We start from the raw sequence: 26,071 nt of genomic DNA, 5'->3' as shown, positions 1-26,071 counted from the left end.
TTCCGGACGATGGCATGCCTTAAGCAACGAGCTTTTAGCCGGCGACTGACAGCCCCTCGTTCTCAAGGATGAAGGCGAATTCGCCGGCAAGCCCCGGCGCATGGGCGATAACCGGCCCGCCATCCGCAAGCAGCTTGTCGATCGGCGGCATCGCCACCACAGCGCCGGCCTCTTCGGCAATCAGCGCGCCGGCAAGCATGTCCCAGGCATTGAGATGGCGTTCGTAATAGAGGTCGACGGCACCCTCGGCGACACGAACCAGGTCGATGGCGGCCGCGCCCGTGCGGCGATAGTCCATGCCGCGCTCGTGCAGCCGTCTGGAGACTGCGAGATAGTCGTCGAAATTCGTTTTGCGGGAATGGCCGAGGATGACCAGCGCATTGGCTGGATCGACGGTCGCGGCGGCATGAATGGCAAGCCCGTCCTTGAAGGCGCCATCGCCGCGCACGGCATGGAAAACCTTGTCCTCGGCGCCGTCGTAAACCACGCCGATCTCGATCCTGCCGCCGGCGACGAAGGCGATCGAGACGCCCCAATGCCGGAAGCCCCTGATGTAGTTGGTTGTGCCGTCGATCGGATCGACGACCCAGGTGCCGGCCGCGCCCGATCGGCCGCCGCTCTCCTCCCCCATGAACGTATCATCGGGAAAGCGCGAGATGAGCCCGTGGCGGATCGCCTGTTCGGCCTTCCTATCGGCGACAGTGACGAAATCCTGCAATCCCTTGTTTTCGACGGCGAGCGTGCCGGGATTGATGTCGCGCCGAAACCGGGCCGCTTCCCGTCCGGTCTCGAGGGCGACGGCGATCGCGACCTCCGCCCGTGCCCGAATGGCGGCGCTATCGAATGCGGAACTCATCAGGCAGTCCTTCTTCTTATCAGTGTCACCGGCGTAAACTCGACGCGCGCCGTCAGGTCCGGCTCGGCTATCCGGCTCATCAGCAGGTCGACGGTCTGTTCAGCCTGGACATCGCAAGGCTGGCGGATGGTCGTTAGCTCATAGGCGGTCCAGCTCGCCTGTGGAATATCGTCGTGGCCGATGATGGAGAGCGGCGGCGCGTCGTCGCGGCCGCGGCCCTGCATGATGCGGTCGAGGACGCCGCAGGCCATGTGGTCGTTGGCGCAGAACAAGCCGTCAATGCCGGATGCGGCAAGTTCGCCGGCCGCATCATATCCGCTCCGGTAATCGTTGATCCTGATCTGTAGAAACTGCGGCTCGGCGCCGAGTTGCCTGCAGCGGTCAATGAAGGCCTCGCTGCGCCGCCGCGCCGTGTAGGATATGGCGGGAGCGGCCATCACGGCGGGCTTTCGCACGCCGCTTTCGATCAAGTAGGTGGCGGCGAGATGGCCAGCCATGCGGTCGTCCGAGATGATGCGATCGACGAAGGGAATGTCGTTGCCCTTGTTGATCAGCACGATCGGGACCCCCTCGGCCGCACATTGCTCGCAGATCGCTGTCGGCGGTGCGTCCGAGGTGACGATGACGCCGGACACAGCGTAATGCAGCAGCTGGCCGATAACAGTCGATGTATCCGCCTCCTGCGAGGTCGGCAGCAGGATCGGGCGGAAATTGCGGGCAAGCAGCACCCTCGCCAGATGCTCGATCTGCATTGTGCGGAACGGATTGTCGAGGCCGGCGGCGACGACGCCGACGAGATCGGACCGTTTGTTGGTGAGGCTTCGCGCAAGATAATTCACCCGATAGCCGAGCTCCTTGGCGGCCTGATAGACCTTTTCGCGGGTCTTCGGCGAGACGCTGGCATCCGGCGTGAAGGCACGTGAGACGGCCGCGCGTGAGACGCCGGCCACCCGCGCCACATCGAAGGAGGTTACCTTGCGCGGTCCCTTATCCCTGTCTGGCAACTGCTTTTTCCCTCTCTGCCGACGGCCGCATCAGATCGGGCAGATCCGTGCAGATGCCGAGAACCGGAAGCTTCATGATATCCTCGAGAACGGCCGGCCGCTCCTCGTGCCAGAGCACGATCTCGCGGCCCGCCTCGAAGGCGCGGCGCGTCAGCGCGTCGCTCACCAGATCCTGCGGCCGCTCGCCTGCCCTCTCCCAGCAGAGATGCAGGATATCGGCGCCGGCCTCATCCCCCAGGGCATGCGGATCATGGCCGACACGGATCAGCACCGAAAGCGGGAAATCGCAGCCCGCGTCCCTGAGTTCACGCACCTGTGCCGTATCGAAGGAGCCGAGGCAGGCAAAACGCTGGTTCATCTCGGCAAGATGGCGCCAGCAGCGCAGGCCCGTCCCGGGCGCCTTGAGCTCGACGTAGAGACCCGCGCCGGTCTCGCGGCCAAGTGCGGCGACCTCCGCAAAACTCGGCACGTCGACGCCGTCAAGAGCGGCGAGCTCGGAGGCCGTCATTTCGGAAATACGGCGGTCGACGCCGAAGACGCGCTCGAGATGGTCGTCATGCGAGACGACAACCACGCCGTCGCGGGTCAACTGCGTATCGAGCTCCCACATCTCGGCGCCGAGTTCGGCAGCGCGGCGGAAGGCGGCGAGCGTGTTCTCGCGTTCATGGCCGCTGGCGCCGCGATGGCCGATGCAGAAGGGAAGCCGGCCCTTGGCCGCCGGCCAGCCGTATCGCTCGAAAAATGCCTGGAAATCGCGGGTCATCAGAGCCTCCTGCCGGTTTCGTCGAAGACGAACACACCGCGGCTGTCGATCGCCCACCGGACATCGTCGCCGACATGGATATCGTTGCGCACCGGCTGGATCGAACGCAGCAGCGGCCCGCCGGCAAGATGAACGTCATAGAGGTTCTCGCGGCCCTGCGTTTCGGCGAAGGTGACCTTGCCGGAAACGGGCGTGTCGCCTGCCGGGGTGAAGTGCTCCGGCCGGACTCCGAGCATCAGCTTGGTGCCCTCGGCGGCGCCGACGCTATCGGGCAGCGGCACGCGGATCTCGCTTTCCGGGATCCTAAAGGCGCCCTTGTCGACGACCCCGCGCAGGAAAGTGATCGGCGGATTGCCGAGGAAGCCGGCGACGAAGGCGGTCTTCGGATCATTGTACATTTCGGCCGGCGTGGCGATCTGGACGATCTCGCCTTCCTTCATGATGGCGATGCGGTCGCACATGCTCATCGCCTCCACCTGGTCATGGGTGACGAGAATGGCGGTGATGCCGGTCTCGCGCTGCAGGCGACGAATTTCCGAGCGCATTTCCAGACGCAGCTTGGCGTCGAGATTGGCGAGCGGTTCGTCGAGCAGCAGCACATCCGGCTTGCGGATCAACGCGCGGGCCAGCGCCACGCGCTGCTGCTGGCCGCCGGAAAGCTGCGCCGGTCGGCGTTCCATGAGATTATCGATATGGACAAGCCCGGAAATACGATTGACCTCCTTGCGGATGTCGGCAGCGTCGACGCCCTTCACCTTGAGGGGAAAACTGATGTTTTCGGCAACCGTCATGTGCGGATAGAGCGCATAGGACTGGAAGACGACGCCGACATTGCGGGCCTGGCTCGGCAGGTCGGTGACGTCGCGGTCGCCGAAGAGGATGCGCCCGCTGGTCGGCCGGTGAATGCCGCAGACCGCAAAAAGCGTTGTCGATTTGCCGCAGCCGGAAGGCCCGAGCAGCGCCAGCATCTCGCCGTCGCGGACTTCGAGCTGCATGTTCTCGATGACCTTGGTGGAGCCGAAGCTCTTTGAGAAATTGTCGAGGAGGATGCGCATCAGCCTTTGCTCCCGCCGCCGTAGATGTTCATGAGATATTTGTTGAAGAGCGCGTAAGCGATCAGCACCGGAATAAGGTAGAAGAGCCCGACCGCCTTGAACATATTGAAATCGTAATTGTTGTCGTCGGCGAGGAAGCCCGCAAGATAGACCGACAACACCTGCACGTCATTGCCCGGCGCCAGCACCTGCGGCAGGATGAATTCGCCCCAACCGGCGAGGAAGGAGAATAGCCCGAGCGCCATGATGCCGGGCTTGACCTGCGGCAGCACGAGGCTGCGCCAGACCCGGAAGCGCGAGGCGCCGTCGACGACGCCGGCCATTTCGATTTCCCAGGGCACGGTGTCGTAGAAGCCTTTCATCAGCCAGATGCCGAGCGGCAGGTCGATCGCCGCCTTCACCAGGATGACGCCGATCAGCGAGTTGTAGAGGCCGATCATCTGCAGCACGATGAAGATGGCGATGATCAGCGTCACCGACGGAAAAGCATGCAGCACCATGACGCCGGCGAGGAAGAAGCCGCGTGCCGGCACGTTGAGCCGCGACAGCACATAGCCGGCCATCGACGAGACGATCAGCACGAGGCTGGTGGTGCAGGCCGAAAACAGCAGCGTATTCACCGTCACCTGCCAGATATTCGCCTTGCCCGGCGTCGTCTGCCACAGGAAACGCCAGTGATTAAGCGTCAGGCCGGAGGGCAGCAGCGCATCCGGCTGCTTCACCGTCACGGTGTCGAGGAAGAGATAGACATACATCAGCAGCAGCGGCAGGCTGACAATGGTGAGCGCCGTTATAACGGGCCAGCTGCGGTAATTTGCCGAGGGCTGCGATTGTTCGGCCATGGTCAGTCCTCGATCAGGGGCTTGGCGACAAGCGTGCCGTAGTTGAAGACGCGCAGATAAAGGAGCGACAGCATCACGCCGATGACGACGAGCACCAGCGCCATGGCCGCGCCCAACCCGTATTCGAGATTGCCGGCATAATTCCTGAGCGCGGTGTGATAGGCGGAGAGCGCCCAGACCTCGGTCGTGTTGCCCGGCCCGCCATTGGTGGCGAGCAGGATTTCATTGAAGGAGGCGAGCAGCGACAGCGTCTGGTAGCAGGTGACGAAGAGGATCGGCCAGCGCATCTGCGGCAGGATGATGTAGCGGATCTGCTGCCAGCGCGAGGCGCCGTCGACCTCGCTGGCATAAAACTGGCTCTTCGGAATGGCCTTCATCGCCGAGGAGAACACCAGCATGCCCATCGAGGCGCCGATAAAGCCGTTGATCAGCACGACGAAGAACCAGGCATTATAAGCGTTGTCGAGCAGATAGTTCTTCGGCGGATAGCCGAACTTGCCCATCAGGATCGAAATGAAACCGGTATCCCAGGCGAGCCATTTCCACAGCATGACATAGATGACGACGGGGGTGATGCGCGGCAGAAGCCAGATGCCGCGAAAGATCGAGGCCGGCGTCGGCGGCATATAATGCGTCCAGATGGCGAGCAGCAGGGCATAGCCGACATTGAAGAGCGTCAGCACCAGCGCGACGTAGAGCGCGGTGTTGAAGAGCACGCGGGCCATGTCGGGCGAGGTGGCGATGCGCGAGAAATTGTCGGTCGTCCACGTCCAGCCGGTATAGGTGGCCTCGGCCACCCTTTCCTTCTGTTCCTGAGTCAGCTTGAGACCGACGGTGTCCAGCGCAGAAAACAGCTGCTCCTTGCTGTCGAACCGGGTGTTGACGACCGAGCGGTTGAACTGTTCGGAAATCTGCTTGACCTCGCGCGTCGAAGGCCGGTCGGCGAGGTCCTTGATCATGCGCTCGGCTTCGCGGCGCGTCGGGAAGACCTCGCCGGCATGTTTGGCGCGCAGCTCCGCGGCGATACCAGGCGCAAGGCCGAGACCCTCGACGGCCTTTAGGCCCGCCTCGTCGATCGCGTAGCGCGGTTCGGTCATCTCGGCGGCAATGTCGGGCATGGCCGACTTCAGTGCGATCAAGGAATTGGGTGCGATCTGATAGACGCCGCCGGAAATGCCGGTTGCGGTCGTCATATTGGTCATCGAGAAGACCGCCGTCAGAACGACCGGCATCAGGAAGAACAGGACGATCATGATCGCGGCAGGCGCGATCATCACCAGTCCAAGCCTTCTGGACGATTTCATGGAAGCCTCCTCGCGGGACGGACCGGGCAGCGGGGTCGCCGCTGCCCGGAAGAGTGCTTCGACTTTAGCGGATGACGATCTTGTCGCCGAGCGTGCTCTTCAGCTCGCTCTCGGCATCGCCGATGGCGGCGTCGACGGTCTTGGCGCCGGTCCAGGATGCCTCGAGGTTCTTCCACATAATGTTCCAATATTTTCCGAAATCGGAATTGTTCGGCATCGCATTGGCATGCGGCAGCAGGCGCTCGGTGGCTTCGCGAGCCCAGCGGTCGTCCGCATAGAAGTCCACTTCGGCTTCGGCTTTGGAGATGCCGAGATGGGCCGATTTGATCGCATGCAGCGCGTTGATGCGCGGTTCGGAGGCGATCGTGATCAGCTGAGCGGCGATCTGCGTATCTTCATCGCTGTGTCCTGCGGTCAGCATGTAGACGAGCGGATGCGTCAGCGTGTTGGCCTTGCCGCCCTCGCCGGCCGGGATCAGCGTGAAGACGATGTTGTCGAAGAAATCCTTCAGGCCTTCCTGGTTGACGAGGCGGGCATAATGCCAGGTGCCGGCGTCCCAGATGCCGGCCTTGCCGGTGGCGACTTCCTTCCACCACTGATCACCCGGCATGCCGATATGGTTCTTCTTGGTGACGCCCGTTTTCACGGCATCGGAGATGAACTGATAGGTGCGGGTCATGGCCGCCTTGTCGAAAACGAGCTTGCCGTTTTCTTCCATCGTGCCGCCGAAGCTCGTGTAGAACTGCCAGTAGTCAGGGCCGTTGCTGGGGCGCGGATAAAAGCCGTAACCGGGCTGGACGAGACCCTTGTCCTGCATCTTCTTGGCATCTTCGAGCAGGTTCTTCATGGTGTACTTGCCGTCCTGAACATTCTGCGGCAGCGCATCGAGATCGGCGTCGCTATAGCCGATCGCCTTCATGTAAGGCTTCCAGAAGAACATCGGGCGGGATTCGGCATCCTGCGGAATGCCGTATACGGTGCCGTTGTACGAGGCGATCTGCATCAGGTTTTCGTAGATGCCGTTGAGCGGCCAGGCGTCGAGATCAACGTGATCCTCGATCGGAACGATAAGGCCGGCCTGTGACCAGGGCGCGATGTCTTCATGACCGCTGGCGACGATGTTCGGGGCGGTCTTGGCTTCCGCGGCAAGCGTCAGCGCCTGCTTGAAATCGTCCCAGCCGGAATAGGCCTTCTTCTCGATGGTGATCTTCAGGTCTTCACCCTTGAGAGCTGCTTCGCGCTGCAGTTGCTGGGCTGCGATCTCGATGGCGTCGAGTCGATAGGTGTCGTTCGGGCCGGTGCCGCCTGCCCAGACGCTGATGGTGACGTCTTTGGCAAGCGCAACGGCGGAGGTCGAGGCCAGGATGGCGGCCGCAATCGTGAGGGATTTCAGTGTCGGCAAAATGGTCATTTTCTTCGTCTCCCTGGAAGAGCAGTGTGAGGCCTCTTGACGGGTCAGCACTGTCGCTTGACGGCCGTTCCGAAACCCACGAAAACGTGACTAGTCCCGCTCTATGGGGTCGATGTAACGGCCGAATGACAAAATTGAGCACGTGTGCAAAATTATTATGACGATGTCCTAAAGACTTGCAAGCGCCGGTTTCCGGCGGGGATGTTTTGCGCTTCAAATTGCGCTTTTGCTGGTCTAGCATTGCCCCCATGAGCCTAGAATCCGTCCGCGCCTTCCTCCGTGCGCATGCACCCGATATCGACATCATCGAAACCACCGAGAGCTCCTCGACGGTGGCGCTTGCCGCCGAAGCCCACGGCGTCGAGCCCGCGCAGATTGCCAAGACGATCTGCCTGCGCGTCGGCGAGCAGATGATGCTGGTCGTCGCCTGTGGCACGGCGCGACTCGACAATCGCAAGTTCAAGGACACGTTCGGAGCAAAGGGGCGCATGCTCGACGCAGAAGAGGTCGTGGCGGTCACCAGCCATCCGGTCGGCGGTGTCTGCCCGTTCGGCCTGCCTTCGCCGCTGCCCATTTACTGCGACGTTTCGCTGAAGCGCTTCGACGAAGTCGTGCCTGCGGCCGGCTCGACCAATTCGGCCGTGCGCATCGGCACCGGACGGCTGGCGGAGCTTACCGGCGCGAGCTGGGTCGATGTCTGCCAGTAAAGCGGCAAAAGAACTTCAAACCTGGGAAAGAGTCCCTATATTAGCTCTCGATATGCCGTGGAGCATGGACAGGAGATCAGGAATGCCGGGTACCGTTTCGCGTTTTGCCAAGTTTGCGGCGATTGCCGTACTGACGAGCGCTACCGTTTTTGCTTCGCTTGGTGATGCCGAGGCGCGCCGCGCCGGCGGTTCCGGTTTCGGCAGCCGCGGCACGCGTACATTCCAGGCTCCGCCCGTCACCCAAACCGCGCCGAACACTGCTGCGCCGATCGAACGGTCGATGACGCCGCGCACAACTGCGCCCGCTACGGCCCAGCAGCCGCTCGGCGCCCAGCGGCCCGGCTTCTTCAACGGCTTCGGGCGTTCGATGATCGGCGGCCTGATTGCCGGCGGCCTGCTCGGCATGCTGCTCGGTCACGGTTTCGGCGGCGGCTTCGGCTTCCTCGGCATGCTGCTGCAGATCGCTCTGATTGGCGGCGCCATCATGCTCGCCATGCGTTATTTCGCCAACCGCCGGCAGCCTTCCTATGGGGTTGGCGGCCAGAGCCGGTCCTACGGCCAGTCTTTCAATATGTCGCCGTCGAACAATTCATCCTTCCAAATCCCGGCGATCGGCTCGGGCGCTGGTTACGGTGGACAGGCGCGCGGCAATCGGCCGAAGGATGAGATCGGGCTGGCACAGGCCGACCTCGATCAGTTCGAAGAATTGCTGACGAGCGTGCAGACCGCCTATGGCGCCGAAGACTATGGCACGTTGCGCCGGCTGACGACACCGGAAGCGATGTCCTATCTTGCCGAGGAGCTCGGCGAAAACGCCACCAACGGCGTGCGCAACCGCGTCTCCGACGTCAAGCTGCTGCAGGGTGATATCGCCGAGGCCTGGCGCGAAGACGGCCAGGAATATGCGACGCTCGCCATGCGTTACTCCTCGATCGATGCCATGGTCGAACGTGACAGCGGTCGTGTCATTTCCGGGGATGACGGCCGACCGAGCGAAAGCACCGAGATTTGGACCTTCGTGCGCAGGCCCGGAGCGGACTGGAAGCTCGCTGCTATCCAGGGCACCGGCCAGCGCGCCGCTTAAAACAGCGCCTCTGTTTGTGCCGCCCAAGCTGCCGGTCAGCTTGGGTGGCATTTTAGTTGACCGCGACCGGTTTGGAGCGCATGCGGGAGACCGTCTCGCGTTCCGCCCGTTTGCAGCGCATCGGCGGCAAGCCACGATCCATCAGGTCCATATCTTCCAGCACCATGTCGCCCATCTTCTTGAAGGCGCTGTCGAGGGCGCCGGCCCGGTGCGCCGAGCGGATGAAGCCTTTCAGGCCGCGCACCGGATGATCGGGCGGCAGCGGCTCCTCAGGATAGACATCGCTCGCCGCGACGATATGGCCTGACGAGACGGCCGCCATCAGCGCATCGAAATCGACGACATCGGCGCGGCTGAGCAGGATGAAGGCCGCGCCCTTGCGCATGCTGGCGAAGCCCTCGGCGCCAAGGAATCCCCTGTTCTCGCTGGTGACGGCTGCGACGACGAAGACGAAATCGCTCTTGGTCAGCACATCCTCCAGGCTTGCCGGTTCGACGCCGTTTTCCTCGAGGATCGAGCGGGGCTGCCAGGGATCGAAGACCCTGATGCGCGCCCTGAAGCCGGACAGCACGCGACGCAGCGCCTTGCCGAGATCGCCGAAGCCAACAATGCCGATCTCGGAGCCTGCGATCAGTCGCGCGCTCGCATTGCCCTCCCCTCCCCAGAGTTCGCTGCCGTGGCGAAAGTCGACATCGGCATCGACGATGCCGCGCGCCAAGGCCAGCGCGAAGCCGAGACCGATTTCGGCGACCGGTTCGGCGAAGACCTGGCCCGTCGTCACGACATGGATGCCGCGCTGGAAGAGCACGTCATAGGGCATGTTGTTCAGGAGATTGCTTTCGACGTTGAGGATCGATCGCAGGACCGGCATTCTGGCCAACGTTTCCGCCGAAAGCGGCGGCTGGCCGATGATGTAGCGCGCTCTGCCGAGGATCTCGTCGCCAAGCCCGGCGATATTCTCCGGATCGGCTTCGACCACCTCGTATTTCGCATGCAATTCGGCGCGCGCCCGATCGCTGAAGATCAGATCGAGCGTGCGCGGTTCGGGCGCACTGATCGCCAGCGGCCGTTCGGCATTCGTCATGGGTGTGTCCTCCATCGCGGGCGGCTTGCATCGCCTCGCCTCTGAAGGGTTCATAGCCCCTGCCTGCAGCTGTTTCCAGTTCGCCAAAGAGGAATGCAGAGCGCGATCCGTAAAATCGGCGTCGCTCCTGAGCGACCGGCGCGGCGAGAAGCAATGGAAAGCGGCAATTGCCTATCAGATAAGCAGTTGAATTGACTTGTTATTTAATGACTTTTCCATTGACGCTGCGAATCCCTTGAATTAGCTTCAGGGGCGCGAGCCAGCCCTGGTCTTCGGCAGCCGCAGGATTTTCGAAAACGCGAGGGAATCGACAATGAAATCAGCACTGAAGAGCGGCCTGCTTGCCTTGGCTGCTGTAGCGCTTCCGGCAGTCGCTTCCGCCCATCCTGCCGTTGGCGAAGCCGCCGGGTTCAGCCATGGCTTTGCTCATCCGCTGTCCGGACTCGATCATGTCCTCGCCATGGTGATGGTCGGCGTTTTGGCTTTCCAGCTCGGCGGCCGTGCTCTCTGGCTGCTGCCGGCAACCTTCATCATGGTGATGGCGATTGGCGGGGCTCTCGGTGTTGCCGGCGTCAATGTTCCCTTTGTTGAAATCGGCATCGCGTTTTCCGTCATCGTTCTCGGCACCGTCGTTGCCCTCAATGTCAGGGCGCCGCTTGCCGCAGCGCTCGGCATGGTCGGATTCTTCGCCATCTTTCATGGCCATGCGCATGGCGCCGAAATGCCGGAAGATGCGGCCGGCGCCGCCTATGCCGCTGGGTTCATGATCGCCACTGCACTGCTTCACGTCGCCGGCCTCTCCCTTGGTTACGTCATCAGCCGGGCCGGCGAACGGCAGGGCGTCTTCGTAACTCGCGCGGCCGGCGGTATTGCTACCATCGCGGGCGTCGGCATCCTGGCCGGCTTGATCTGAACCTGACGGCATTGCAGCCGCCCCGGCGGCAAACGCTTCCAAAACATCACGGTGCAACGAGAACGCTCGGTTTGCGTGGCATAACCGGGCGTTTCTGCGTCATCGCTCAAAGTGCGGCGGACTTGACCTAAATCAAATCCTCTCCTGTCGCGTCGGGCTATAGCTGACGCACGATCAACGAACGGACATCCAAATTGACGCAGGGCCGCCTTGCCGGTTGTCGGTGGGGTGCGAGAGTCAGTATAGTGATTTCAGAAATTTCTGAAATCACAGTTGGAACGGAAACCGCTATGAACCTTCCGCCTCTCGTCCAGTCCTTCGTTCTCCACTTCGGCGAAATGGGATCTCGCTGGGGAATCAACCGCACGGTCGGCCAGATCTATGCGCTGCTTTTCGTCTCGCCGGCGCCGCTCTGCGCCGAGGAGATTGCCGACTCGCTCGGCATCTCGCGCTCCAATGTTTCGATGAGCCTGCGCGAACTTCAGGCATGGAACCTCGTCCTTCTCAAACACAAGCCGGACGACCGCCGCGATTTCTTCACGACGCCCGATGATGTCTGGCTGATTTTGCGGACGCTTGCCGAGGAACGAAAGAAGCGGGAAGTCGATCCGACGCTGTCGGTTCTGCGCGAGATCCTGATGCAGCGCCCTGCCAGCGAGGCCGAACGGCACGCGCAACAGCGCATGAGCGAAATGCACACGCTGATCGAGCAGCTGACCCATTGGTACGAGGACGTTAAACAGCTTGAAACCGAAAGGCTCGCGACGCTCCTCTCGCTGGGCGCGAAAGTGACGAAGCTTCTGGAGGCCAAGGACCGGGTGGTTTCGCTCGGCCGCAGCCGCCGGCCGAATCCTGCGAACAAGAGTTAGCGCCATGGGCACTGCTTTTTTCGACGCGAAGGACAGGAGGGAGACTGAGCCGGCGCTGAACGGCGATACCGTCTCGCCCCTCACCGGTCAGGATGATGCGAAAAGAGGGTTGCGCCGAGCGGCGATGCTGCAGGCACTCGCCGCCGCGATCTGGATTCCGCAGGCCGGGTTACTGGCCGTCTCGGTCGGCCGCATCGCCGATGGCAGCGGATTGCAGGCCGTTGTCTGGCCGGCCCTCGGCATCCTTCTTCTCGGACTGGCAAGAGGCTGTCTCGACACGGCCGGCGGCCGCCTGGCCTTTCATATCGCGCGCGCCGAGCTCAGCCGCAGGCGGCGGACCGCGGTTGCGACGCTCTCCACGTCGTCGCCGATCGATCGAGGCCGACCGGCCTCCGGCAAAGCCGCAAGTGTGCTGGGCGAGCAGGCTGAACTCATAGTGCCCTATCTCGCCCGTTTCCAGCCGGCGCGAGTGAAGGCGAGCCTTGTGCCGCTCGTCATCCTTGCCGTCATCCTTCCGGTCTCCTGGATTGCCGCGCTGGTGCTGCTGTTTGCCGCGCCGCTGATCCCGATCTTCATGGCGCTGATCGGCTGGCGTGCCCAGGCGGCCAGCGGAAAACAGCTTATTGCCACCGGCGGCCTCAACAGCTTCCTGCTCGATCGGCTGCGCGGACTGGCGACGATCCGTGCGCTCAAGGCGGTGGATGCCACCGCGCTCAGGCTGCGCCGCGAGGCGGAGTCGCTGCGTGCGCGCACCATGGCGGTGCTGAAGATCGCCTTTCTTTCCTCGGCCGTGCTCGAACTTTTCGCAGCACTCGGCGTGGCGATGATTGCCGTCTATGTCGGTTTCAGCCTGCTCGGCGAGATCCGCTTCGGCACCTGGGCAGGCCGGCTCGACCTGATCGAGGGATTGTTCATACTGCTGCTGGCGCCGGCCTTCTTCGAGCCGCTGCGCGAGCTTTCGGCGGTCTGGCACGATCGGGCCGCCGGCGAAGCGGCGCTGAAAGCTATGGACGCCTTGGCTGCCGGCGGTCTGTCCATTCGAGGATCGGCCGAAGCCGCGACAGCCCAGGGCACCGAGGCGCCGCACATCCGTTTTGAGAATGTCGATTTCCGCTACGCCGCCGATGAGCCGCTGGTCCTCTGCGGCTTCGATCTCGATATTGCCGCCGGTGAACATCTGGCGCTTCTCGGCGCCAGCGGTTCCGGCAAATCGACGCTTCTTTCACTGATGGCGGGGCTGGCGCCCTGCACCGGTGGTCGCATCGTCATCGGCGGCGTCGAGCTTGCGGATGACACCGCCGCGCTCTTGCGCGGCGGCATGGCGTGGATCGGCCAGAAGCCGCATTTTTTTGCCGGCACCATTACGGGCAACATCACGCTCGGCAGGTCCGACATCCCACGCGGCGATGTGACGGGTGCGCTTGATGCGGCGAGACTGGAAAAAGTAGCCGCCGCCTATGGCGGCCGACCGCTCGGCGAAGGCGGCATCGGGCTTTCCGGCGGCGAGGCGCTGCGGCTGGCGATCGCCCGCGCCGCCTACAATCCGCATCTGAGGATCATCCTCGCAGACGAGCCGACCGCGCATCTCGACGCCGCCACTGCCGCCGAAATCACCGAGAGCCTGCTGTCGCTTTCCCGTGGCCGCACTTTGATCGTTGCCACCCATGATCCATTGCTGGCCGCGCGCATGCACCGCACCGTGCGCATGGACGCCGAGTTTATTGTGAGGGAGGCCGCGGAGTGAGCACATTCACTGCAGATCTCAAGCCGATCCTGAGCCTGTTCTTTGCCGAGCGCAGGCGCGCTCTGCTGCTCGGCGCAGCACTTTCGGCAGCGACGGTTACGGCGGGCATCGCCCTGCTCGGCCTGTCCGGCTGGTTCATCACCGCCACCTCGCTTGCCGGCCTTTCGGCCGCTGCCGCCGTCACCTTCGACGTCTTCGCACCGTCAGCCGGCATCCGCCTGCTCGCCATCATCAGGACGGCGGCACGGTATGGTGAAAGGCTGGCGACCCATGACGCGACGCTCGGCGTGCTGGCCGCTCTTCGCGAAAGACTGTTTCGCGGCTTCGCCGAACCGGGTGCCGCACGCACGCTCCTGCATCGTCCAACAAGGCTGCTCTTCCGGCTGACGGCCGATATCGATGCGCTCGACTCTCTTTATCTCAGGATCCTTGTGCCGGCCGCGGTGGCGATCGGCGCTGCCCTTGCGGCAAGCCTCGTGCTGGGGCTCATGCATCCGCTGTTCGGCCTGTTATTCGGCGTCTTTCTCGCCGGCACCGGCCTGGGGCTGCCTTTGATCGCTGCTCGGGCGGCGCGCAAACATGCCCGCAGGCGCGCCCATGGCATCGAGGCACTGCGGTCGCGGACGATCGATCTCGTCGCCGGTCACACCGACTTGTTGATGGCCGGCCGACTTGCTGCGCAGAGGAGCGCGATCGCTGCCGCCGACCACTATGCCGGCCGCGCCGACGACCGGCTGAACCGCGTCGAAACCGGCCTGACATTCGCCTTCGGCCTCGTCTCCACCCTGCTATTGACGGCATCGCTGCTTGCCGTCGCCGCCCTTGCGGAAACCAACGCGATTACCACGCCGGTTGCAGCCCTCGGCCTGCTCGTCGCCTTTGCGGCCGCCGAACCCTTTACAGCTCTGCGCCGTGGTGCCCTGGAACTTGGCCGAACCCTGCTTGCGGCAAAGCGCGTCGCGCCGCGGCTTGCCGCCGCCGCAACGCCAGAACCTATGGGGCTGCCGCTGCCGGGATTTGCTTTTTCGCTGGCCGCTGTGTCCGCATTCCATGAAAATTCCGCCGTGCCGGCACTCCAGGTCAGCGAACTCACACTTCAGCAGGGCGAACGCCTCGCGGTGATCGGCAGCAGTGGTGCCGGCAAGTCGAGCCTCCTCGCTCTGCTTTCCGGGGAACTGCCGGCAAGAACGGAAAGTGTTGCGGCGGTAACGGCGTCCTTGCTGACGCAGCGGACGGAACTCTTCGAGGACAGTCTGCGCGGCAATCTCGCTCTTGCCGACCCGGATGCGAGCGAGACCCGTCTTCGGGAGGTGCTTGCTGCCGCCGGCCTGCTTGCCGATGTCGAGACCATGCCGCGGGGGATCGATACGCTTCTCGGCGAAGGCGGCCTCGGCCTTTCAGGCGGCCAGTCGCGCCGGCTGGCGCTTGCCCGGCTCTTCCTGCGCGACACGCCGCTCTGGCTGCTCGACGAGCCGACCGAGGGTCTCGACGGCGCCACCGCCCGCGACGTGCTCTGTCGCCTCTCGGCAATGGCGCAGGGTCGCTCGCTGGTGATCGCCACCCATATCCGCCGCGAAGCTGCGATCGCAGACCGCATCGCCGTCATCGAAGGCGGCCGCATTTCAGAAGTTTCACGCCGTGGGGAGGCGGCGTTCGAAAAGGCGCTCGATCGGCTTCGGCCGGACTGAGCACGACCGCATGCCCTCAGCGCCAGCCGGCGCTGAGAAACGCTCCGTACCCCGTGGGACCGTGGGAGAAAGACAATGGAACTAGATATCGTCGCGCTATCGCGCTTCCAATTTGCGCTGACGGCGCTTTACCACTTCCTGTTCGTGCCGCTGACGCTCGGCCTGTCCGTGCTCCTGGCGATCATGGAAACCGTCTATGTCATGACCGGCCGCCAGATCTGGCGGCAGATGACGAAATTCTGGGGCACGCTGTTCGGCATCAATTTCGTGCTCGGCGTCGCCACCGGCATCGTCATGGAATTCCAGTTCGGCATGAACTGGAGCTATTACAGCTATTATGTCGGCGATATCTTCGGCGCGCCGCTGGCGATCGAAGGCCTGATGGCCTTCTTCCTCGAGGCGACCTTCGTCGGCCTGTTCTTCTTCGGCTGGGACAAGCTGTCGAAGGTCGGCCATCTCGTCGCCACCTGGGCAGTGGCGCTCGGTTCGAATTTCTCCGCGCTCTGGATCCTCATTGCCAACGGCTGGATGCAGAATCCGGTGGGATCGGCGCTCAATCCGCAGACGATGCGCATGGAGATCACCAGCTTCTTCGATGTGGTCTTCAATCCGGTCGCCCAGGCGAAATTCGTTCATACGGTGTCGGCGGGTTATGTCTGCGCCTCGATCTTCGTGCTCGGCGTCTCGGCCTGGTATGTGCTGAAGGGCCGGCATATCGAGCTTGCCAAGCGCTCGATGACGGTCGCCGCCTCCTTCGGCCTCGCCTCGGCTCTTTCGGTCGTCGTGCTCGGCGACGAGAGCGGTTATCTCGCGACCGAAAACCAGAAGATGAAGCTCGCCGCTATCGAAGGCATGTGGAAGACGGAGCCGGCGCCGGCTGCCTTCACCGCCTTCGGTTTCCCCGATCAGGAAGCGCGCGAGACGCATTTCGCCGTGCATATCCCCTGGGTCATGGGACTGATCGGCACACGGTCGCTGACGACCGAAATCCCCGGCATCGACAAGCTCGAACAGCAGGCCGAGGTGCGAATCCGCGACGGCATCAAGGCTTACGACGCGCTGATGCAGATCCGTGCGACGCCGGCGCAGGACCAGGTCGCGCAGGAAGTGCGCAGCTCCTTCGAGGATCTCGGCCATGATCTCGGCTACGCGCTTCTTCTGAAGCGCTACGTCGACGATCCGCGGCAAGCGACCGACGCGCAGATCGTGCAGGCTGCGCGTGACACGATCCCGCATGTACCGACGCTCTTCTGGTCCTTCCGCATCATGGTCGGCCTCGGCATGTTCTTCATCCTCTTGACCGCCACTTTCTTCTGGCTGTCGGCCCGGCGCCATCTCGATAAATATCCGCTGCTGCTGAAGATTGCCATGCTGGCAATCCCCCTGCCCTGGGTCGCCATCGAGCTCGGCTGGGTCGTCGCCGAATTCGGCCGCCAGCCCTGGGTGATCGAAGGCGTGCTGCCGACGGCGGCCGCCGTCTCCAGCCTCGGCGCCGGCACGGTGCTTTTGACGATCATCGGTTTTGCCGCGCTTTACACGGTGCTGATCGTCATCGAGATGAGCCTGATGATCAAGGCGATCCGCCAGGGGCCGGAACCGGACGACGACCCGGAAGCCGTCCTGATTTCCGAAACCCTCGTCCCGGCCGCGGAGTGACCTGCCATGATCCTTCACGAACTCATCGACTACGAAACCCTGCGCCTCATCTGGTGGCTACTGCTCGGCGTGATATTGATCGCTTTTGCAACGACAGGCGGCTTCGATCTCGGAGTCGGCACGCTTTTGCCCTTTGTTGCCAGGACCGATGCGGAGCGGCGCGTGGCGATCAACACGATCGGCGCTACCTGGGAAGGCAACCAGGTCTGGCTGATCCTCGGCGGCGGCGCCATCTTCGCCGCCTGGCCGCCGCTTTATGCGGTCTCCTTCTCGGGCTTCTATCTCGCCATGTTCGCGATCCTTTTCGCGCTCATCCTGCGCCCGGTCGGCTTCAAATACCGGTCGAAACGGGAAAGCGTCCGCTGGCGAAACGCCTGGGACTGGACGCTTTTCATCGGCGGGTTCGTGCCGGCGCTGATCTTCGGCGTTGCCGTGGGCAACGTGCTGCAGGGCGTGCCGTTCCGCTTTGCCGAGGACATGCGGATCTTCTACGAAGGCTCGTTCTTTGCTTTGCTTAACCCCTATGCGCTGCTCTGCGGGCTGTTGTCCGTCGCCATGTTGACGATGCACGGCGCCGCCTGGCTGGTCTTGAAGGCGAGCGGGCCGGTGGCGGAGCGGGCCAGAAGCTATGGCAGTATCGCCGCCCTTGCCGCCATCGTGCTCTTTGCCCTCGGCGGCCTCTTCCTATGGATCGGCGTTGGCGGCTATCGCATCGCCAGCGATATCAGCCCGATCGGACCGTCAAACCCGCTGCTGAAGAGCGTGGTGATCGAGAATGGCGCATGGCTTGCCAATTACAACGCCCATCCGTGGATGATCCTGGCGCCTGTCCTCGGCTTTGCAGGTGCGGCACTGGCCTTACTCGCAATGCGGGCAGGACGCGAGGTGACGACGCTCATCTTCAGCAAGATGGCGATACTGGGCATCATCTCCACGGTCGGTCTGGCGATGTTCCCGTTCATTCTGCCCTCCTCGCTCGATCCGCGATCGAGCCTGACGGTGTGGGATGCATCCTCCAGCCATATGACGCTGTTCATCATGCTGGTCGTGACGGTGATCTTCCTGCCGATCATCGTTGCCTACACCGCCTGGGTCTACAAGGTTTTGTGGGGCAAGGTCGACGAGAAGTCGGTCACCGACAAGAACAGTCACGCCTACTGAGGGAGACGAAACGATGTGGTATTTCGCATGGATCCTCGGCCTGCCGCTGGCCGCCGCCTTCGCCGTCCTCAACGCCATGTGGTATGAGCTGATGGACGACGCCGCCAAGAAGAAGGCGTCCGAAACGTTGAAGTAATTAGGGAAAGGGCGCGGCTTCAAGCCGCGCCCTTCTATTGGGTCAGCCTTCCAGCCACTTTACCTGTTCGGGCGTCAGCCGGATGTCGAGTGCGGAGAGACTGTCTTCCAGTTCGGCGACGGTGCGCGGCCCGATCAGCGGGATGACCGGGAAGGGCTGGGCGATCACATAGGCGAGCGCGATGTGGATCGGGTTGCGGCCGAGCTTGTTGGCAAGTTCGATGGCGCGGTCGCGGCGTCCGAAGTTGCGCTCGGAATACCAGACGCGCACGATCTCCTCATCGTCTCGCTTGTCGCGGCCGGCGCGGCCGGTAAAGAAACCGCGACCCTGGCTCGACCAGGCAAAGTTCGGGATCTGCTTCTCGTTCAGCCATTTCTTCCAATCGTCATCGGAAGCGGCAACACAGCCGGCCCAGATGGGATCGAGCATTTCGGCAAGCGAGAAGTTGTTGGAGAGTGCGGCCGGCGCGGCCTTGCCGGTCTTTTCGGCATAGGCGATGGCTTCGTCGAAACGCGCTCGCGTCCAGTTCGAACCGCCGAAGATGCCACGGATGCGGCCGCGCTTGACCTCGGCATCCATGGCGTCGACGAACTCGCCGACCGGCACGTCGGTATTGTCGCGATGCATGAAATAGACGTCGACATAGTCGGTCTTCAGCCGGGCGAGCGATTGATCGAGCTGTTTTGCGATCATATCGGGGTAGCAGAGCGGCGAATGGGCGCCCTTGCCGATCAGCACGATCTCCTCGCGCGGCACCTTGCGGCTGGTGTGCCAGTCGCCGAAGATCGCCTCCGTCTTGCCTGCGCCATAGACAAAGGCCGTATCGAAGGCATTGCCCCCTGCCTCGTAAAAGGCGTCGAGCGTCAGCGAGGCGGCAGCGAAATTCGGGAAGAACTCGAAGCCGAGTGTCACGACCGAAGCGGGCTTGGAAATGCCGGGGATCTGGCGCTGCGGAATGCTATTGCCGAGCGTGACCGGGCCGCCGGCAATATTGTTCGTGCGCTTGACCGCCTTCTCGACACCGTATTCGAGACCGACCGAGGCACGCCATTGGTCAAGCACGCGCAGGTTTCCGATCGAATCCGCCCAGTTCATACCTGGAGTGCTGAACTCGGTTTTGCCAGCGCGGATGGCGTCGCCCGCCGCATCGGCTTCGAAGGAATAGAGCCAGCGATCTTCCTTGACCTCGATCGTCTCCTGTTTACCGCCCTTGAAGACTTCGATCTTGCCGACGCCGCCTTTGTGACCGGAGGCGAACCAGAAGTCGGCGACCTCGATCCGGCCCTCGGAGCCGATGATACGCAGGACGTTGTCCTGCTGCGCCATGATCGAGCAGGAGACTTCGGCAATGATCTCGTTCGGGAATTTGAGCACGGCCGACGCCCATTCATCGACGCCGCTCTCGCCGAGATGAGCGACACCCGAAACCTTCTCCGGTTCGAGGAAGGCCTTGCCTTCCGCCGCACCCGCAATCAGCCTGGCCATCGAGACCGGATAGCCGCCGACATCGAGAATGCCGCCGCCGGCTGTATCGTTGGCGAACAGCCGGTGTTCCGGCTTATAGCTGCCCATATTGAAGCCGAAGCTCGAGCGGATGATGCGTAGCGTGCCGATGACGCCGCTCTTGATGAGTTCGACCAGCTTCTCCGTCTGCGGATGCACGCGGTACATGAAGGCCTCGCCGGCAAAGACGCCGGCCTTCTTGGCTTCGTAGTAGACGGCCTCGGCATCATAGGCGGACAGCGCGATCGGCTTTTCCACCAGGATATGTTTGCCGGCGCGCGCAGCCTTGATCGCCCATTCGGCATGGCCGGTATGGGGCACGGAAATGTAGATCGCATCAACCTCGGGGTCGGAAAGCAGCGCTTCGTAGCCGTTGACGATGCGTGCGCCGGGGAAGTTTTCGGCAAGTCCCGGCTTGGAAGGATTACGGGTGGCGATTGCCACCAGCTTGCCGGTACGCGAATGGGCGACGCCATCGGCAAAGGTGCGGGCGATGGTGCCGGGGCCGATGATGCCCCAGCGGATCGGTTGATCGGACGTCATGGAAACCTCTTTCGTCTTTCTGCCTTGGGAGGGGTTTAGCGAAGCCGTTTGCCGGCGCCGTCGAAAAGGAATGTGTGGCTTGCGGGAAGGCCGACGGTCAGCGTCTCGCGATTGCCGGCGACACGCGATTCCGGCCGCTCGATGATCAACTGCTCGCTGCCAATGGCGGCGTAGATATAGCTGGTGTTGCCGAGATGTTCGGCGACGTCGATGGCGACGGTGAGATCGGCATCGCCCATGCCGGCATCGACGAAATGTTCGGGACGGATGCCGAGCGTCACTTTCGCGCCGGCTTCGATGGGATCGGCGACGGGCAGCGGCAGGCGCGTATTGGTGTTGCTTTCGAGTGCAATCACCGCCCTGCCCGGCTGCGTCTCGACCACAACGGCCTTAAGGAAATTCATCTTCGGCGAGCCAACGAAGCCGGCGACGAACTGGTTGGCGGGATCGTCATAGAGATCGAGCGGGGCGCCGATCTGCTCGATATTGCCGGCGCGCAGCACGACGATCCTATCGGCAAGCGTCATCGCCTCCGTCTGGTCGTGGGTGACATAGATCATCGTGGTACCGAGCTGCTTGTGCAGCCTGGAGATCTCTACCCGCATCTGCACGCGCAATTCGGCATCGAGGTTCGATAGCGGTTCGTCGAAGAGGAAGACTTCCGGTTCACGGACGATGGCGCGGCCGATTGCGACGCGCTGGCGCTGACCGCCGGAAAGCTGTTTCGGCCGCCGCTTCATCAGCTCGGTGATCTGCAGGATCTCGGCGACATGGCGCACGCGCCGCTCGGTATCGGCCTTCGGATTGCCGTTCATGCGCAGGCCGAAGCTCAGATTTTCCTCGACGGTGAGGTGCGGATAAAGCGCATAGGACTGGAAGACCATGGCGATGCCGCGATCGGCCGGCTCGACGTCGTTGACGACCCTGCCGCCGATCCGAAGCTCGCCTGAGGTAATGTCCTCGAGGCCGGCGATCATCCTGAGCAGGGTGGACTTGCCGCAGCCGGACGGGCCGACGAAGACGACGAATTCGCCATCCTTCACCTCCAGATCGGCGCCATGGATGATCTCGAAGCCGCCGAAGCGCTTGACGATGTTGCTGAGTGAAAGCTCTGCCATGCGGCCTCCCGATTATTTGATTGCGCCGGCCGCGATGCCGGCGATGAAATGGCGCTGAAGAGCCACGAAGACGACGAGGATCGGCGCCGTCAGCAGCACCGCGCCGGCCATGATGCCGCCCCAGGAGACCTTGGTGAGGCCGATCAGCGTTCCCAATGCCACCGGCGCCGTCATCATGCCCGGTCTGGAATTGATCAGCAGCGGCCAGAGGTAATTGTTCCACGAGTGCAGGAAGAGAATGATCGCCAGTGCCGCCATGGTCGGGCGCGCCAGCGGCAAGGCGATACGCAGGAAGATCTGCCATTCCTTGACGCCTTCGACCCGGGCCGCATCGAAAAGCTCGCCCGGCATCATCGAGAAGGATTGCCGCATGAACAGCACGCCGAGCGAATTGAACAGCGGCGGCACGATCAGCGCCACCCAGGTGTTTGCCAGCTTGAACTCGCGCGCCACCATGATGAATTGCGGGATGACGACCACGGAGAAAGGCAGCGTGATGGTGCCGAGGATGATGGCGATGACGACGGTGCGGCCGACGAAACGGTAACGTGCCAGTGCCCAGCCAGCCATCGAAGTCAGCAGCACCGAGAGCACCGTATAGATGAGCGCCACGCCGATGGAGATGACCATGGCCCCGATGAAATCGGTATCGGCCTGCAGGTTCTTGAAATTCTCGACGAAGTTGGTCGATGGCCACAGCACGATGTCAGGGCTGAAAATGCCGTTGTCGGGCATCGTGGAGAAGACGAACATCATCCAGAGCGGAAACAGCCAGATTATCGCAAGCGGCGCCAGTGCGGCATGCAACGCGATCTGGCGCAGCAGAAGGGATTGCGATTTGGATTTCATTTCGGATCCCTCCCGACCCAGAGATTGAGAAGCGAGATCGCCACGGCAAGGGCAGCCATCGTATAGGCGATCGCCGAGGCATAGCCAAAGTTCAGCGCGGTAAAACCCTGGCGATAAAGGAAGAGGCCGAGTGTTTCCGTGCCGCCGCCGGGACCGCCGCGATTGGTGATGAGGAAGGGCTCGGTGAAGAGCTGCATGGTGCCGATCACCGAAAGCACCACACAGAAGAGGATGATCGGTTTCAACAGCGGCAGGGTGATATGAAAGAACTGCTGTACCTTGCTCACCCGGTCGAGCGTTGCTGCCTCGTAGACATCGTCGGGAATGGCCTGCAGGCCGGCGAGGATGATGATGGCGTTATAGCCGGCCCAGCGCCATGTGACGGCGAGGATGATCACGGCCATCGCCGCATTGGCATTGTCGAACCAGGATATCGGGCTGAAACCGATGGCCGAAATCATCTTGTTGATGACGCCGAAATCGAGGCTGAACATCAGCCGGAACACGGCTGCGTAAGCGACCTCACCGACGACAACCGGCGCAAAGAAGGCGAAACGGAAAAGCGGACGCGCTTTCAGGAGCGGCGAATTGAGCAGCACGGCCATGACGGTCGCAAGCGCGATCATGACCGGCACCTGGATCACCAGAATGATCAGCGTGTTGTAAAGAGCGTTATAGAAGGCAGGGTCGTAGAAGAGCCGGCCCCAATTGGACTGGAAACTGTATTTCCACGGGTTGATGCGGGTGTTCTGAAAGGAAATCAGGAACGAATTGATGATCGGCCAGATCCAGAAGGTGGCAAAGATCAGCAGATAGGGAGCGAGGAACGCATAGGCGCTCCGGGTTCTGAACGGCATCCAGTTTCCTCCACACGAACTAAATGAATGACCGGCTGCGTTGCAGGCCGGGGGAATGCCGGGCGCTCGGAGCGCCCGGCATCGTCATTCATTGCGCGATGGGAAGACCGGTCGCCGAAGCGATCTGGTTGGCGGCGTCGTCGAGAGCCGCTTTCGCATCGGGGTAGCCGCCGGCGAAGAACTTCGCCTGCGTCGCCCTGAAGATGCCTTCAGCATCGCTCTGGAAGGCGGTGCCGCGGCTCGGAACGATCTTCGGCAGCGTCGCCAGGATATCTGCCCAGACCTTCTGCCCGCCCCAATAGGGCTGCGGCTCGTTGACGAAAGGATCCTTCTCGGCCGAAAGCAGCGACGGCACCAGGCCGAATTCCTTCAGCATGGTCACCTGCCCCTCGGTGCTGCCGAGGGCATAGTTGACGAACTTCCAGGCCGCTTCCTTGTTTGCGGACGCTGCCGAAATTGCAAGCGACGAACCGCCGAGATTGGCCGCGTGCGGGCCGTCGGCCGTCAGGCTCGGCATTCTGTAGACGCCCCATTTGCCCTTGAGATCGGGAGAGGTCGAGCGCACGGTGCCTTCATACCAGCCGCCATAGAGCTGGCTTGCCGCCTTGCCGGCGGTATTGGCCTGGATCTTTTCGTCCCAGTTGGCGGCCGTCAGCGTGCCGGCATCCTTCATCTCCTTTACCTTCTGCAGCGAAGCGACGCAGGCCGGCTGGTTGATGGTGATGTTCTGGCCGTCGGTCGAGAAATAGCCGCAGCCCTGCTCGTTGGCGATCATGCGGAACCATTCGCTGTCGCCGTTGAAATCGGCCTGTGCCATGACGACACCGGGATTGGCGGCCGAGATCTTCTTGCCGGCGGCAATGAAATCGTCCCAGGTGCTGATGGTGCTCGGATCGACGCCGGCCTTTTCATAGAGATCGCGGCGGTAGAAGACGGCGACGGGACCGGAATCCCAGGGCATAGCATAGGCGACATCGCCGACCTCGAGCTCGGTGCGCTTGAAGTCGGGGAACTTCGCCTGAATATCGGCTGTGTAACCGAGCTCTTTCAGATTGGCAAAGCAATCCGGGAAGCGGCTCCAGAAGATTTCAGCTTCGAAATTCTCGATGCTGACGATGTCGGGCAAGCCTTCGCCGCCGGCAGCGCAGGCTGCGAGCGTCTTGTCGAAGACCTGGCTGTTTCCGAGATCCTCCACGGTGATCTTGATATCGGGAAACTGCTTGTTGAAGCCGGGCAGCGTGGATTTCAATGCCGACGCGGCGACATTCCAGCTCCAGATGGTCAGGTTGGCCGACTGCGCGAAGGCGGAGCCGGAAGCGAGCAGTGCGACAGCTGTGGTCGCGGCGAGAAGTTTGAAGCGCATTGAAAATCCTCCCTTTTCAATTGCCGATCTTTCACGAACGCGGTTAGACTATCCGCAAGGGAGCGGCTGTCTCCTAAAAAGGGAATATGGATTTGGCGGAAAGTAAGATCGGCACGAGTGCAATCTACCGGCCCGGCGCCGGCAGCATCGAGGGTTCGCCGACGACGCTGCAGATGTTTCATGCCCATCCGCTCGTCATGGCCATGCCGCACTGGCATGCGCAGGTCGAGGTCAACTATGTCATGCGCGGCACTGTTCATTATCGGATGAGCGACCACGAATTCCGGCTGAACGCCGGCGAAATGTGCCTCTTCTGGGGCGGCCAGCCGCATCAGATGGACGAATCATCGGATGATTCGCTCTACGCCGGCGCCCACCTGCCGCTCATCTATTTCTTTCGGCTGCGTTTGCCGATCAGCATTTCCAGCCGGCTGATGAAGGGCGAGACGCTGCTGACTTCGGCAACCGATGCCGCCGACAACGAAAATTTCGCTCGCTGGTTCCGCTATTCCAAGTCCGGCGATTCCGCCAAGGCCCAGCACGCCGTCGATGAATTGCTGCTGCGCATCGAGCGTATTGCGCTCGAACCCTATTCGATGACGACATCGAAGACGACCGTCAGCCTGGAAGGCGATCAGCCGCATCCGAATTCCTCGCGCAGCGTCGCGCGCATGTGCGACTTCATCGCCGCCAATTTCCTGCAGGACATCGATTCGGTCGACATCGCCCGCGCCGCCGATCTGCACCCGAAATATGCGATGAACCTGTTCAAGCGATCGACCGGCATGACGATCAGCAAATATGTGACGCTGCTCAGGCTGTCGCGCGCCCAGGCGATGCTGATGAGCGAGGGCGCCAATGTGTTGCAGGTGGCGATGGACAGCGGCTTCGGTTCGATCAGCGCCTTCAACAAATCCTTCCGCCACATCGCCGGCATGTCGCCATCGGATTTCCGCCGGGATATCCGGCTGGTGACGACGGTGCCCGCCGGTTCCTTCCAGAACTAGCTCACAACACCGCGGCGACAGACGACCGTTTCTCGGCAAGTTCGATCTGAATCCCATCGGGATCGCGCAGAAAGGCAACCTTGTGCAGAATTTCGGCATTGACAGCCAGGCGCGGCCGTTCCTTGACCTCGACGCCGGCCTGTTCCAGCCGGGCGAATGTCTCATCGACACTTTCGAACAGGAAGGTCAGATGCCGTAGCCCTGCCGTGCCCTCGGGAACGTCAACCGCCCTTGCCGCACCACCGGCCGGCGCGACGATTTCGAGCATGCCGCCGCCGGCATCGAGAAAGGCGATCCCAGAGCCGTCGGCCATCGTCTTGCGCAGATGCAGGCGCAGGCCGAGCAGGCGGCAGTAAAAATCGATGGTACGGTCCATGTCACTGACCGTCATGCCGACATGTTCAAAGAATTTCAGCATGGGTGCTTCTTTCGTTTGCGGATGAGAACGGATTTCGGCGGCGGCTTGAATATTGGATGAGCGGGATTGCTGGAGGCTGCAGACGGGTGGGCGCTTGCGCTCTCTCAATCTCGCCACTAGGTTGTCGTCGAAACAC

The 26,071-nt window shown here is 62.5% G+C and carries 24 protein-coding genes; 10 read left to right on the top strand and 14 right to left on the bottom strand.

Annotated elements, in window-relative coordinates:
* Positions 1–34 precede the first annotated feature (34 nt).
* The 7 genes from EFR00_RS01850 to EFR00_RS01820 all read right to left on the bottom strand — a co-directional run bounded on the left by EFR00_RS01850 (position 35) and on the right by EFR00_RS01820 (position 7,235).
* Positions 35–856, bottom strand: a complete 822-nt coding sequence (locus EFR00_RS01850) for an inositol monophosphatase family protein (protein WP_040143004.1) — start codon at positions 854–856, stop codon at positions 35–37.
* Positions 856–1,860, bottom strand: a complete 1,005-nt coding sequence (locus EFR00_RS01845; RefSeq protein ID WP_040112958.1) for a LacI family DNA-binding transcriptional regulator — start codon at positions 1,858–1,860, stop codon at positions 856–858. Before EFR00_RS01845 ends, EFR00_RS01850 begins: the two co-directional genes overlap by 1 nt.
* Positions 1,844–2,623, bottom strand: a complete 780-nt coding sequence (locus EFR00_RS01840; RefSeq protein ID WP_077994209.1) for a glycerophosphodiester phosphodiesterase — start codon at positions 2,621–2,623, stop codon at positions 1,844–1,846. The genes EFR00_RS01845 and EFR00_RS01840 overlap by 17 nt, the downstream gene beginning before the upstream one ends.
* Positions 2,623–3,678, bottom strand: coding sequence for an ABC transporter ATP-binding protein (locus tag EFR00_RS01835; protein WP_040112960.1), 1,056 nt, complete (start codon positions 3,676–3,678; stop codon positions 2,623–2,625). The genes EFR00_RS01840 and EFR00_RS01835 overlap by 1 nt, the downstream gene beginning before the upstream one ends.
* The gene (locus EFR00_RS01830; RefSeq protein ID WP_009992530.1) at positions 3,678–4,520 is read right to left on the bottom strand and encodes a carbohydrate ABC transporter permease; all 843 of its coding nucleotides are present in this window, start codon (positions 4,518–4,520) and stop codon (positions 3,678–3,680) included. The genes EFR00_RS01835 and EFR00_RS01830 overlap by 1 nt, the downstream gene beginning before the upstream one ends.
* Before the next feature lie 2 nt (positions 4,521–4,522).
* Positions 4,523–5,824, bottom strand: coding sequence for a carbohydrate ABC transporter permease (locus EFR00_RS01825; protein ID WP_040112961.1), 1,302 nt, complete (start codon positions 5,822–5,824; stop codon positions 4,523–4,525).
* A gap of 64 nt (positions 5,825–5,888) precedes the next feature.
* Positions 5,889–7,235: an extracellular solute-binding protein gene (locus tag EFR00_RS01820; RefSeq protein WP_077994212.1), complete on the bottom strand. Its 1,347-nt coding sequence runs from the start codon at positions 7,233–7,235 to the stop codon at positions 5,889–5,891.
* A 248-nt stretch (positions 7,236–7,483) separates the two neighbouring features.
* Between EFR00_RS01820 and EFR00_RS01815 the strand changes: the two genes are divergently transcribed.
* Together EFR00_RS01815 and EFR00_RS01810 are read left to right on the top strand one after the other, a co-directional pair.
* Positions 7,484–7,942 carry a YbaK/EbsC family protein gene (locus tag EFR00_RS01815; protein WP_040112963.1) on the top strand — a complete coding sequence of 153 codons (459 nt, stop codon included), beginning with the start codon at positions 7,484–7,486 and terminating at the stop codon, positions 7,940–7,942.
* 82 nt (positions 7,943–8,024) lie between these two features.
* Positions 8,025–9,026, top strand: coding sequence for a Tim44 domain-containing protein (locus EFR00_RS01810; protein ID WP_077994213.1), 1,002 nt, complete (start codon positions 8,025–8,027; stop codon positions 9,024–9,026).
* Between the two features lie 52 nt (positions 9,027–9,078).
* Here EFR00_RS01810 and EFR00_RS01805 read toward each other — a convergent pair whose 3' ends face one another.
* Positions 9,079–10,110, bottom strand: a complete 1,032-nt coding sequence (locus EFR00_RS01805; protein ID WP_077994214.1) for a hydroxyacid dehydrogenase — start codon at positions 10,108–10,110, stop codon at positions 9,079–9,081.
* A 313-nt stretch (positions 10,111–10,423) separates the two neighbouring features.
* Between EFR00_RS01805 and EFR00_RS01800 the strand changes: the two genes are divergently transcribed.
* From EFR00_RS01800 to cydX, 7 genes are all read left to right on the top strand, one after another.
* Entirely contained in the window at positions 10,424–11,023 is a 600-nt protein-coding gene (locus tag EFR00_RS01800) for a HupE/UreJ family protein (protein WP_077994216.1), read from the top strand.
* 290 nt (positions 11,024–11,313) lie between these two features.
* Positions 11,314–11,892: a GbsR/MarR family transcriptional regulator gene (locus EFR00_RS01795; protein ID WP_009994603.1), complete on the top strand. Its 579-nt coding sequence runs from the start codon at positions 11,314–11,316 to the stop codon at positions 11,890–11,892.
* Positions 11,893–11,896: 4 nt separating this feature from the next.
* Positions 11,897–13,636: a thiol reductant ABC exporter subunit CydD gene (gene cydD / locus EFR00_RS01790; RefSeq protein WP_077994217.1), complete on the top strand. Its 1,740-nt coding sequence runs from the start codon at positions 11,897–11,899 to the stop codon at positions 13,634–13,636.
* Positions 13,633–15,324 carry an amino acid ABC transporter ATP-binding/permease protein gene (locus tag EFR00_RS01785; protein WP_040112968.1) on the top strand — a complete coding sequence of 564 codons (1,692 nt, stop codon included), beginning with the start codon at positions 13,633–13,635 and terminating at the stop codon, positions 15,322–15,324. The genes cydD and EFR00_RS01785 overlap by 4 nt, the downstream gene beginning before the upstream one ends.
* A 75-nt stretch (positions 15,325–15,399) precedes the next feature.
* Positions 15,400–16,980: a cytochrome ubiquinol oxidase subunit I gene (locus EFR00_RS01780; protein WP_077994218.1), complete on the top strand. Its 1,581-nt coding sequence runs from the start codon at positions 15,400–15,402 to the stop codon at positions 16,978–16,980.
* A 6-nt stretch (positions 16,981–16,986) separates the two neighbouring features.
* On the top strand, positions 16,987–18,141 hold the full coding sequence (gene cydB, locus EFR00_RS01775; protein ID WP_040143022.1) for a cytochrome d ubiquinol oxidase subunit II: 1,155 nt from the start codon (positions 16,987–16,989) through the stop codon (positions 18,139–18,141).
* A gap of 13 nt (positions 18,142–18,154) precedes the next feature.
* Positions 18,155–18,277 carry a cytochrome bd-I oxidase subunit CydX gene (cydX, locus tag EFR00_RS01770; RefSeq protein ID WP_040143024.1) on the top strand — a complete coding sequence of 41 codons (123 nt, stop codon included), beginning with the start codon at positions 18,155–18,157 and terminating at the stop codon, positions 18,275–18,277.
* Between the two features lie 42 nt (positions 18,278–18,319).
* On the opposite strand, the gene EFR00_RS01765 is transcribed toward cydX, so the two are convergent.
* The 5 genes from EFR00_RS01765 to EFR00_RS01745 all read right to left on the bottom strand — a co-directional run bounded on the left by EFR00_RS01765 (position 18,320) and on the right by EFR00_RS01745 (position 24,510).
* Positions 18,320–20,323 (bottom strand): aldo/keto reductase, encoded by a 2,004-nt coding sequence (locus tag EFR00_RS01765; RefSeq protein ID WP_040143025.1) that lies wholly within the window; start codon positions 20,321–20,323, stop codon positions 18,320–18,322.
* A gap of 35 nt (positions 20,324–20,358) precedes the next feature.
* Positions 20,359–21,441 (bottom strand): ABC transporter ATP-binding protein, encoded by a 1,083-nt coding sequence (locus EFR00_RS01760; RefSeq protein ID WP_040143026.1) that lies wholly within the window; start codon positions 21,439–21,441, stop codon positions 20,359–20,361.
* A gap of 12 nt (positions 21,442–21,453) precedes the next feature.
* Positions 21,454–22,290, bottom strand: coding sequence for a carbohydrate ABC transporter permease (locus EFR00_RS01755; protein ID WP_010056938.1), 837 nt, complete (start codon positions 22,288–22,290; stop codon positions 21,454–21,456).
* Positions 22,287–23,147, bottom strand: coding sequence for a carbohydrate ABC transporter permease (locus EFR00_RS01750; protein ID WP_010056936.1), 861 nt, complete (start codon positions 23,145–23,147; stop codon positions 22,287–22,289). The genes EFR00_RS01755 and EFR00_RS01750 overlap by 4 nt, the downstream gene beginning before the upstream one ends.
* Before the next feature lie 88 nt (positions 23,148–23,235).
* Positions 23,236–24,510 (bottom strand): extracellular solute-binding protein, encoded by a 1,275-nt coding sequence (locus EFR00_RS01745; protein WP_077994219.1) that lies wholly within the window; start codon positions 24,508–24,510, stop codon positions 23,236–23,238.
* Positions 24,511–24,596: 86 nt separating this feature from the next.
* On the opposite strand from EFR00_RS01745, the gene EFR00_RS01740 reads away from it, so the two are divergent.
* Positions 24,597–25,517 (top strand): helix-turn-helix domain-containing protein, encoded by a 921-nt coding sequence (locus EFR00_RS01740; RefSeq protein ID WP_010059592.1) that lies wholly within the window; start codon positions 24,597–24,599, stop codon positions 25,515–25,517.
* A 1-nt stretch (position 25,518) separates the two neighbouring features.
* Here EFR00_RS01740 and EFR00_RS01735 read toward each other — a convergent pair whose 3' ends face one another.
* The gene (locus EFR00_RS01735; protein WP_077994220.1) at positions 25,519–25,935 is read right to left on the bottom strand and encodes a VOC family protein; all 417 of its coding nucleotides are present in this window, start codon (positions 25,933–25,935) and stop codon (positions 25,519–25,521) included.
* Positions 25,936–26,071: the final 136 nt, after the last annotated feature.

This window comes from Rhizobium sophoriradicis (assembly GCF_003939025.1).
Taxonomy (GTDB): domain Bacteria; phylum Pseudomonadota; class Alphaproteobacteria; order Rhizobiales; family Rhizobiaceae; genus Rhizobium; species Rhizobium sophoriradicis.
Note: the sequence above shows the minus strand (reverse complement) of the source record. Positions and strands in the feature narration are given on the sequence as shown.

Bases quoted from the DNA above. Each gene is read 5' to 3' on its own strand.
- EFR00_RS01850 (WP_040143004.1), bottom strand. From the start codon at position 856: ATGAGTTCCGCATTCGATAGCGCCGCCATTCGGGCACGGGCGGAGGTC.
- EFR00_RS01840 (WP_077994209.1), bottom strand. From the start codon at position 2,623: ATGACCCGCGATTTCCAGGCATTTTTCGAGCGATACGGCTGGCCGGCG.
- EFR00_RS01835 (WP_040112960.1), bottom strand. From the start codon at position 3,678: ATGCGCATCCTCCTCGACAATTTCTCAAAGAGCTTCGGCTCCACCAAG.
- EFR00_RS01830 (WP_009992530.1), bottom strand. From the start codon at position 4,520: ATGGCCGAACAATCGCAGCCCTCGGCAAATTACCGCAGCTGGCCCGTT.
- EFR00_RS01825 (WP_040112961.1), bottom strand. From the start codon at position 5,824: ATGAAATCGTCCAGAAGGCTTGGACTGGTGATGATCGCGCCTGCCGCG.
- EFR00_RS01820 (WP_077994212.1), bottom strand. From the start codon at position 7,235: ATGACCATTTTGCCGACACTGAAATCCCTCACGATTGCGGCCGCCATC.
- EFR00_RS01815 (WP_040112963.1), top strand. From the start codon at position 7,484: ATGAGCCTAGAATCCGTCCGCGCCTTCCTCCGTGCGCATGCACCCGAT.
- EFR00_RS01810 (WP_077994213.1), top strand. From the start codon at position 8,025: ATGCCGGGTACCGTTTCGCGTTTTGCCAAGTTTGCGGCGATTGCCGTA.
- EFR00_RS01805 (WP_077994214.1), bottom strand. From the start codon at position 10,110: ATGACGAATGCCGAACGGCCGCTGGCGATCAGTGCGCCCGAACCGCGC.
- EFR00_RS01800 (WP_077994216.1), top strand. From the start codon at position 10,424: ATGAAATCAGCACTGAAGAGCGGCCTGCTTGCCTTGGCTGCTGTAGCG.
- EFR00_RS01795 (WP_009994603.1), top strand. From the start codon at position 11,314: ATGAACCTTCCGCCTCTCGTCCAGTCCTTCGTTCTCCACTTCGGCGAA.
- cydD (WP_077994217.1), top strand. From the start codon at position 11,897: ATGGGCACTGCTTTTTTCGACGCGAAGGACAGGAGGGAGACTGAGCCG.
- EFR00_RS01780 (WP_077994218.1), top strand. From the start codon at position 15,400: ATGGAACTAGATATCGTCGCGCTATCGCGCTTCCAATTTGCGCTGACG.
- cydB (WP_040143022.1), top strand. From the start codon at position 16,987: ATGATCCTTCACGAACTCATCGACTACGAAACCCTGCGCCTCATCTGG.
- cydX (WP_040143024.1), top strand. From the start codon at position 18,155: ATGTGGTATTTCGCATGGATCCTCGGCCTGCCGCTGGCCGCCGCCTTC.
- EFR00_RS01765 (WP_040143025.1), bottom strand. From the start codon at position 20,323: ATGACGTCCGATCAACCGATCCGCTGGGGCATCATCGGCCCCGGCACC.
- EFR00_RS01760 (WP_040143026.1), bottom strand. From the start codon at position 21,441: ATGGCAGAGCTTTCACTCAGCAACATCGTCAAGCGCTTCGGCGGCTTC.
- EFR00_RS01755 (WP_010056938.1), bottom strand. From the start codon at position 22,290: ATGAAATCCAAATCGCAATCCCTTCTGCTGCGCCAGATCGCGTTGCAT.
- EFR00_RS01750 (WP_010056936.1), bottom strand. From the start codon at position 23,147: ATGCCGTTCAGAACCCGGAGCGCCTATGCGTTCCTCGCTCCCTATCTG.
- EFR00_RS01745 (WP_077994219.1), bottom strand. From the start codon at position 24,510: ATGCGCTTCAAACTTCTCGCCGCGACCACAGCTGTCGCACTGCTCGCT.
- EFR00_RS01740 (WP_010059592.1), top strand. From the start codon at position 24,597: ATGGATTTGGCGGAAAGTAAGATCGGCACGAGTGCAATCTACCGGCCC.
- EFR00_RS01735 (WP_077994220.1), bottom strand. From the start codon at position 25,935: ATGCTGAAATTCTTTGAACATGTCGGCATGACGGTCAGTGACATGGAC.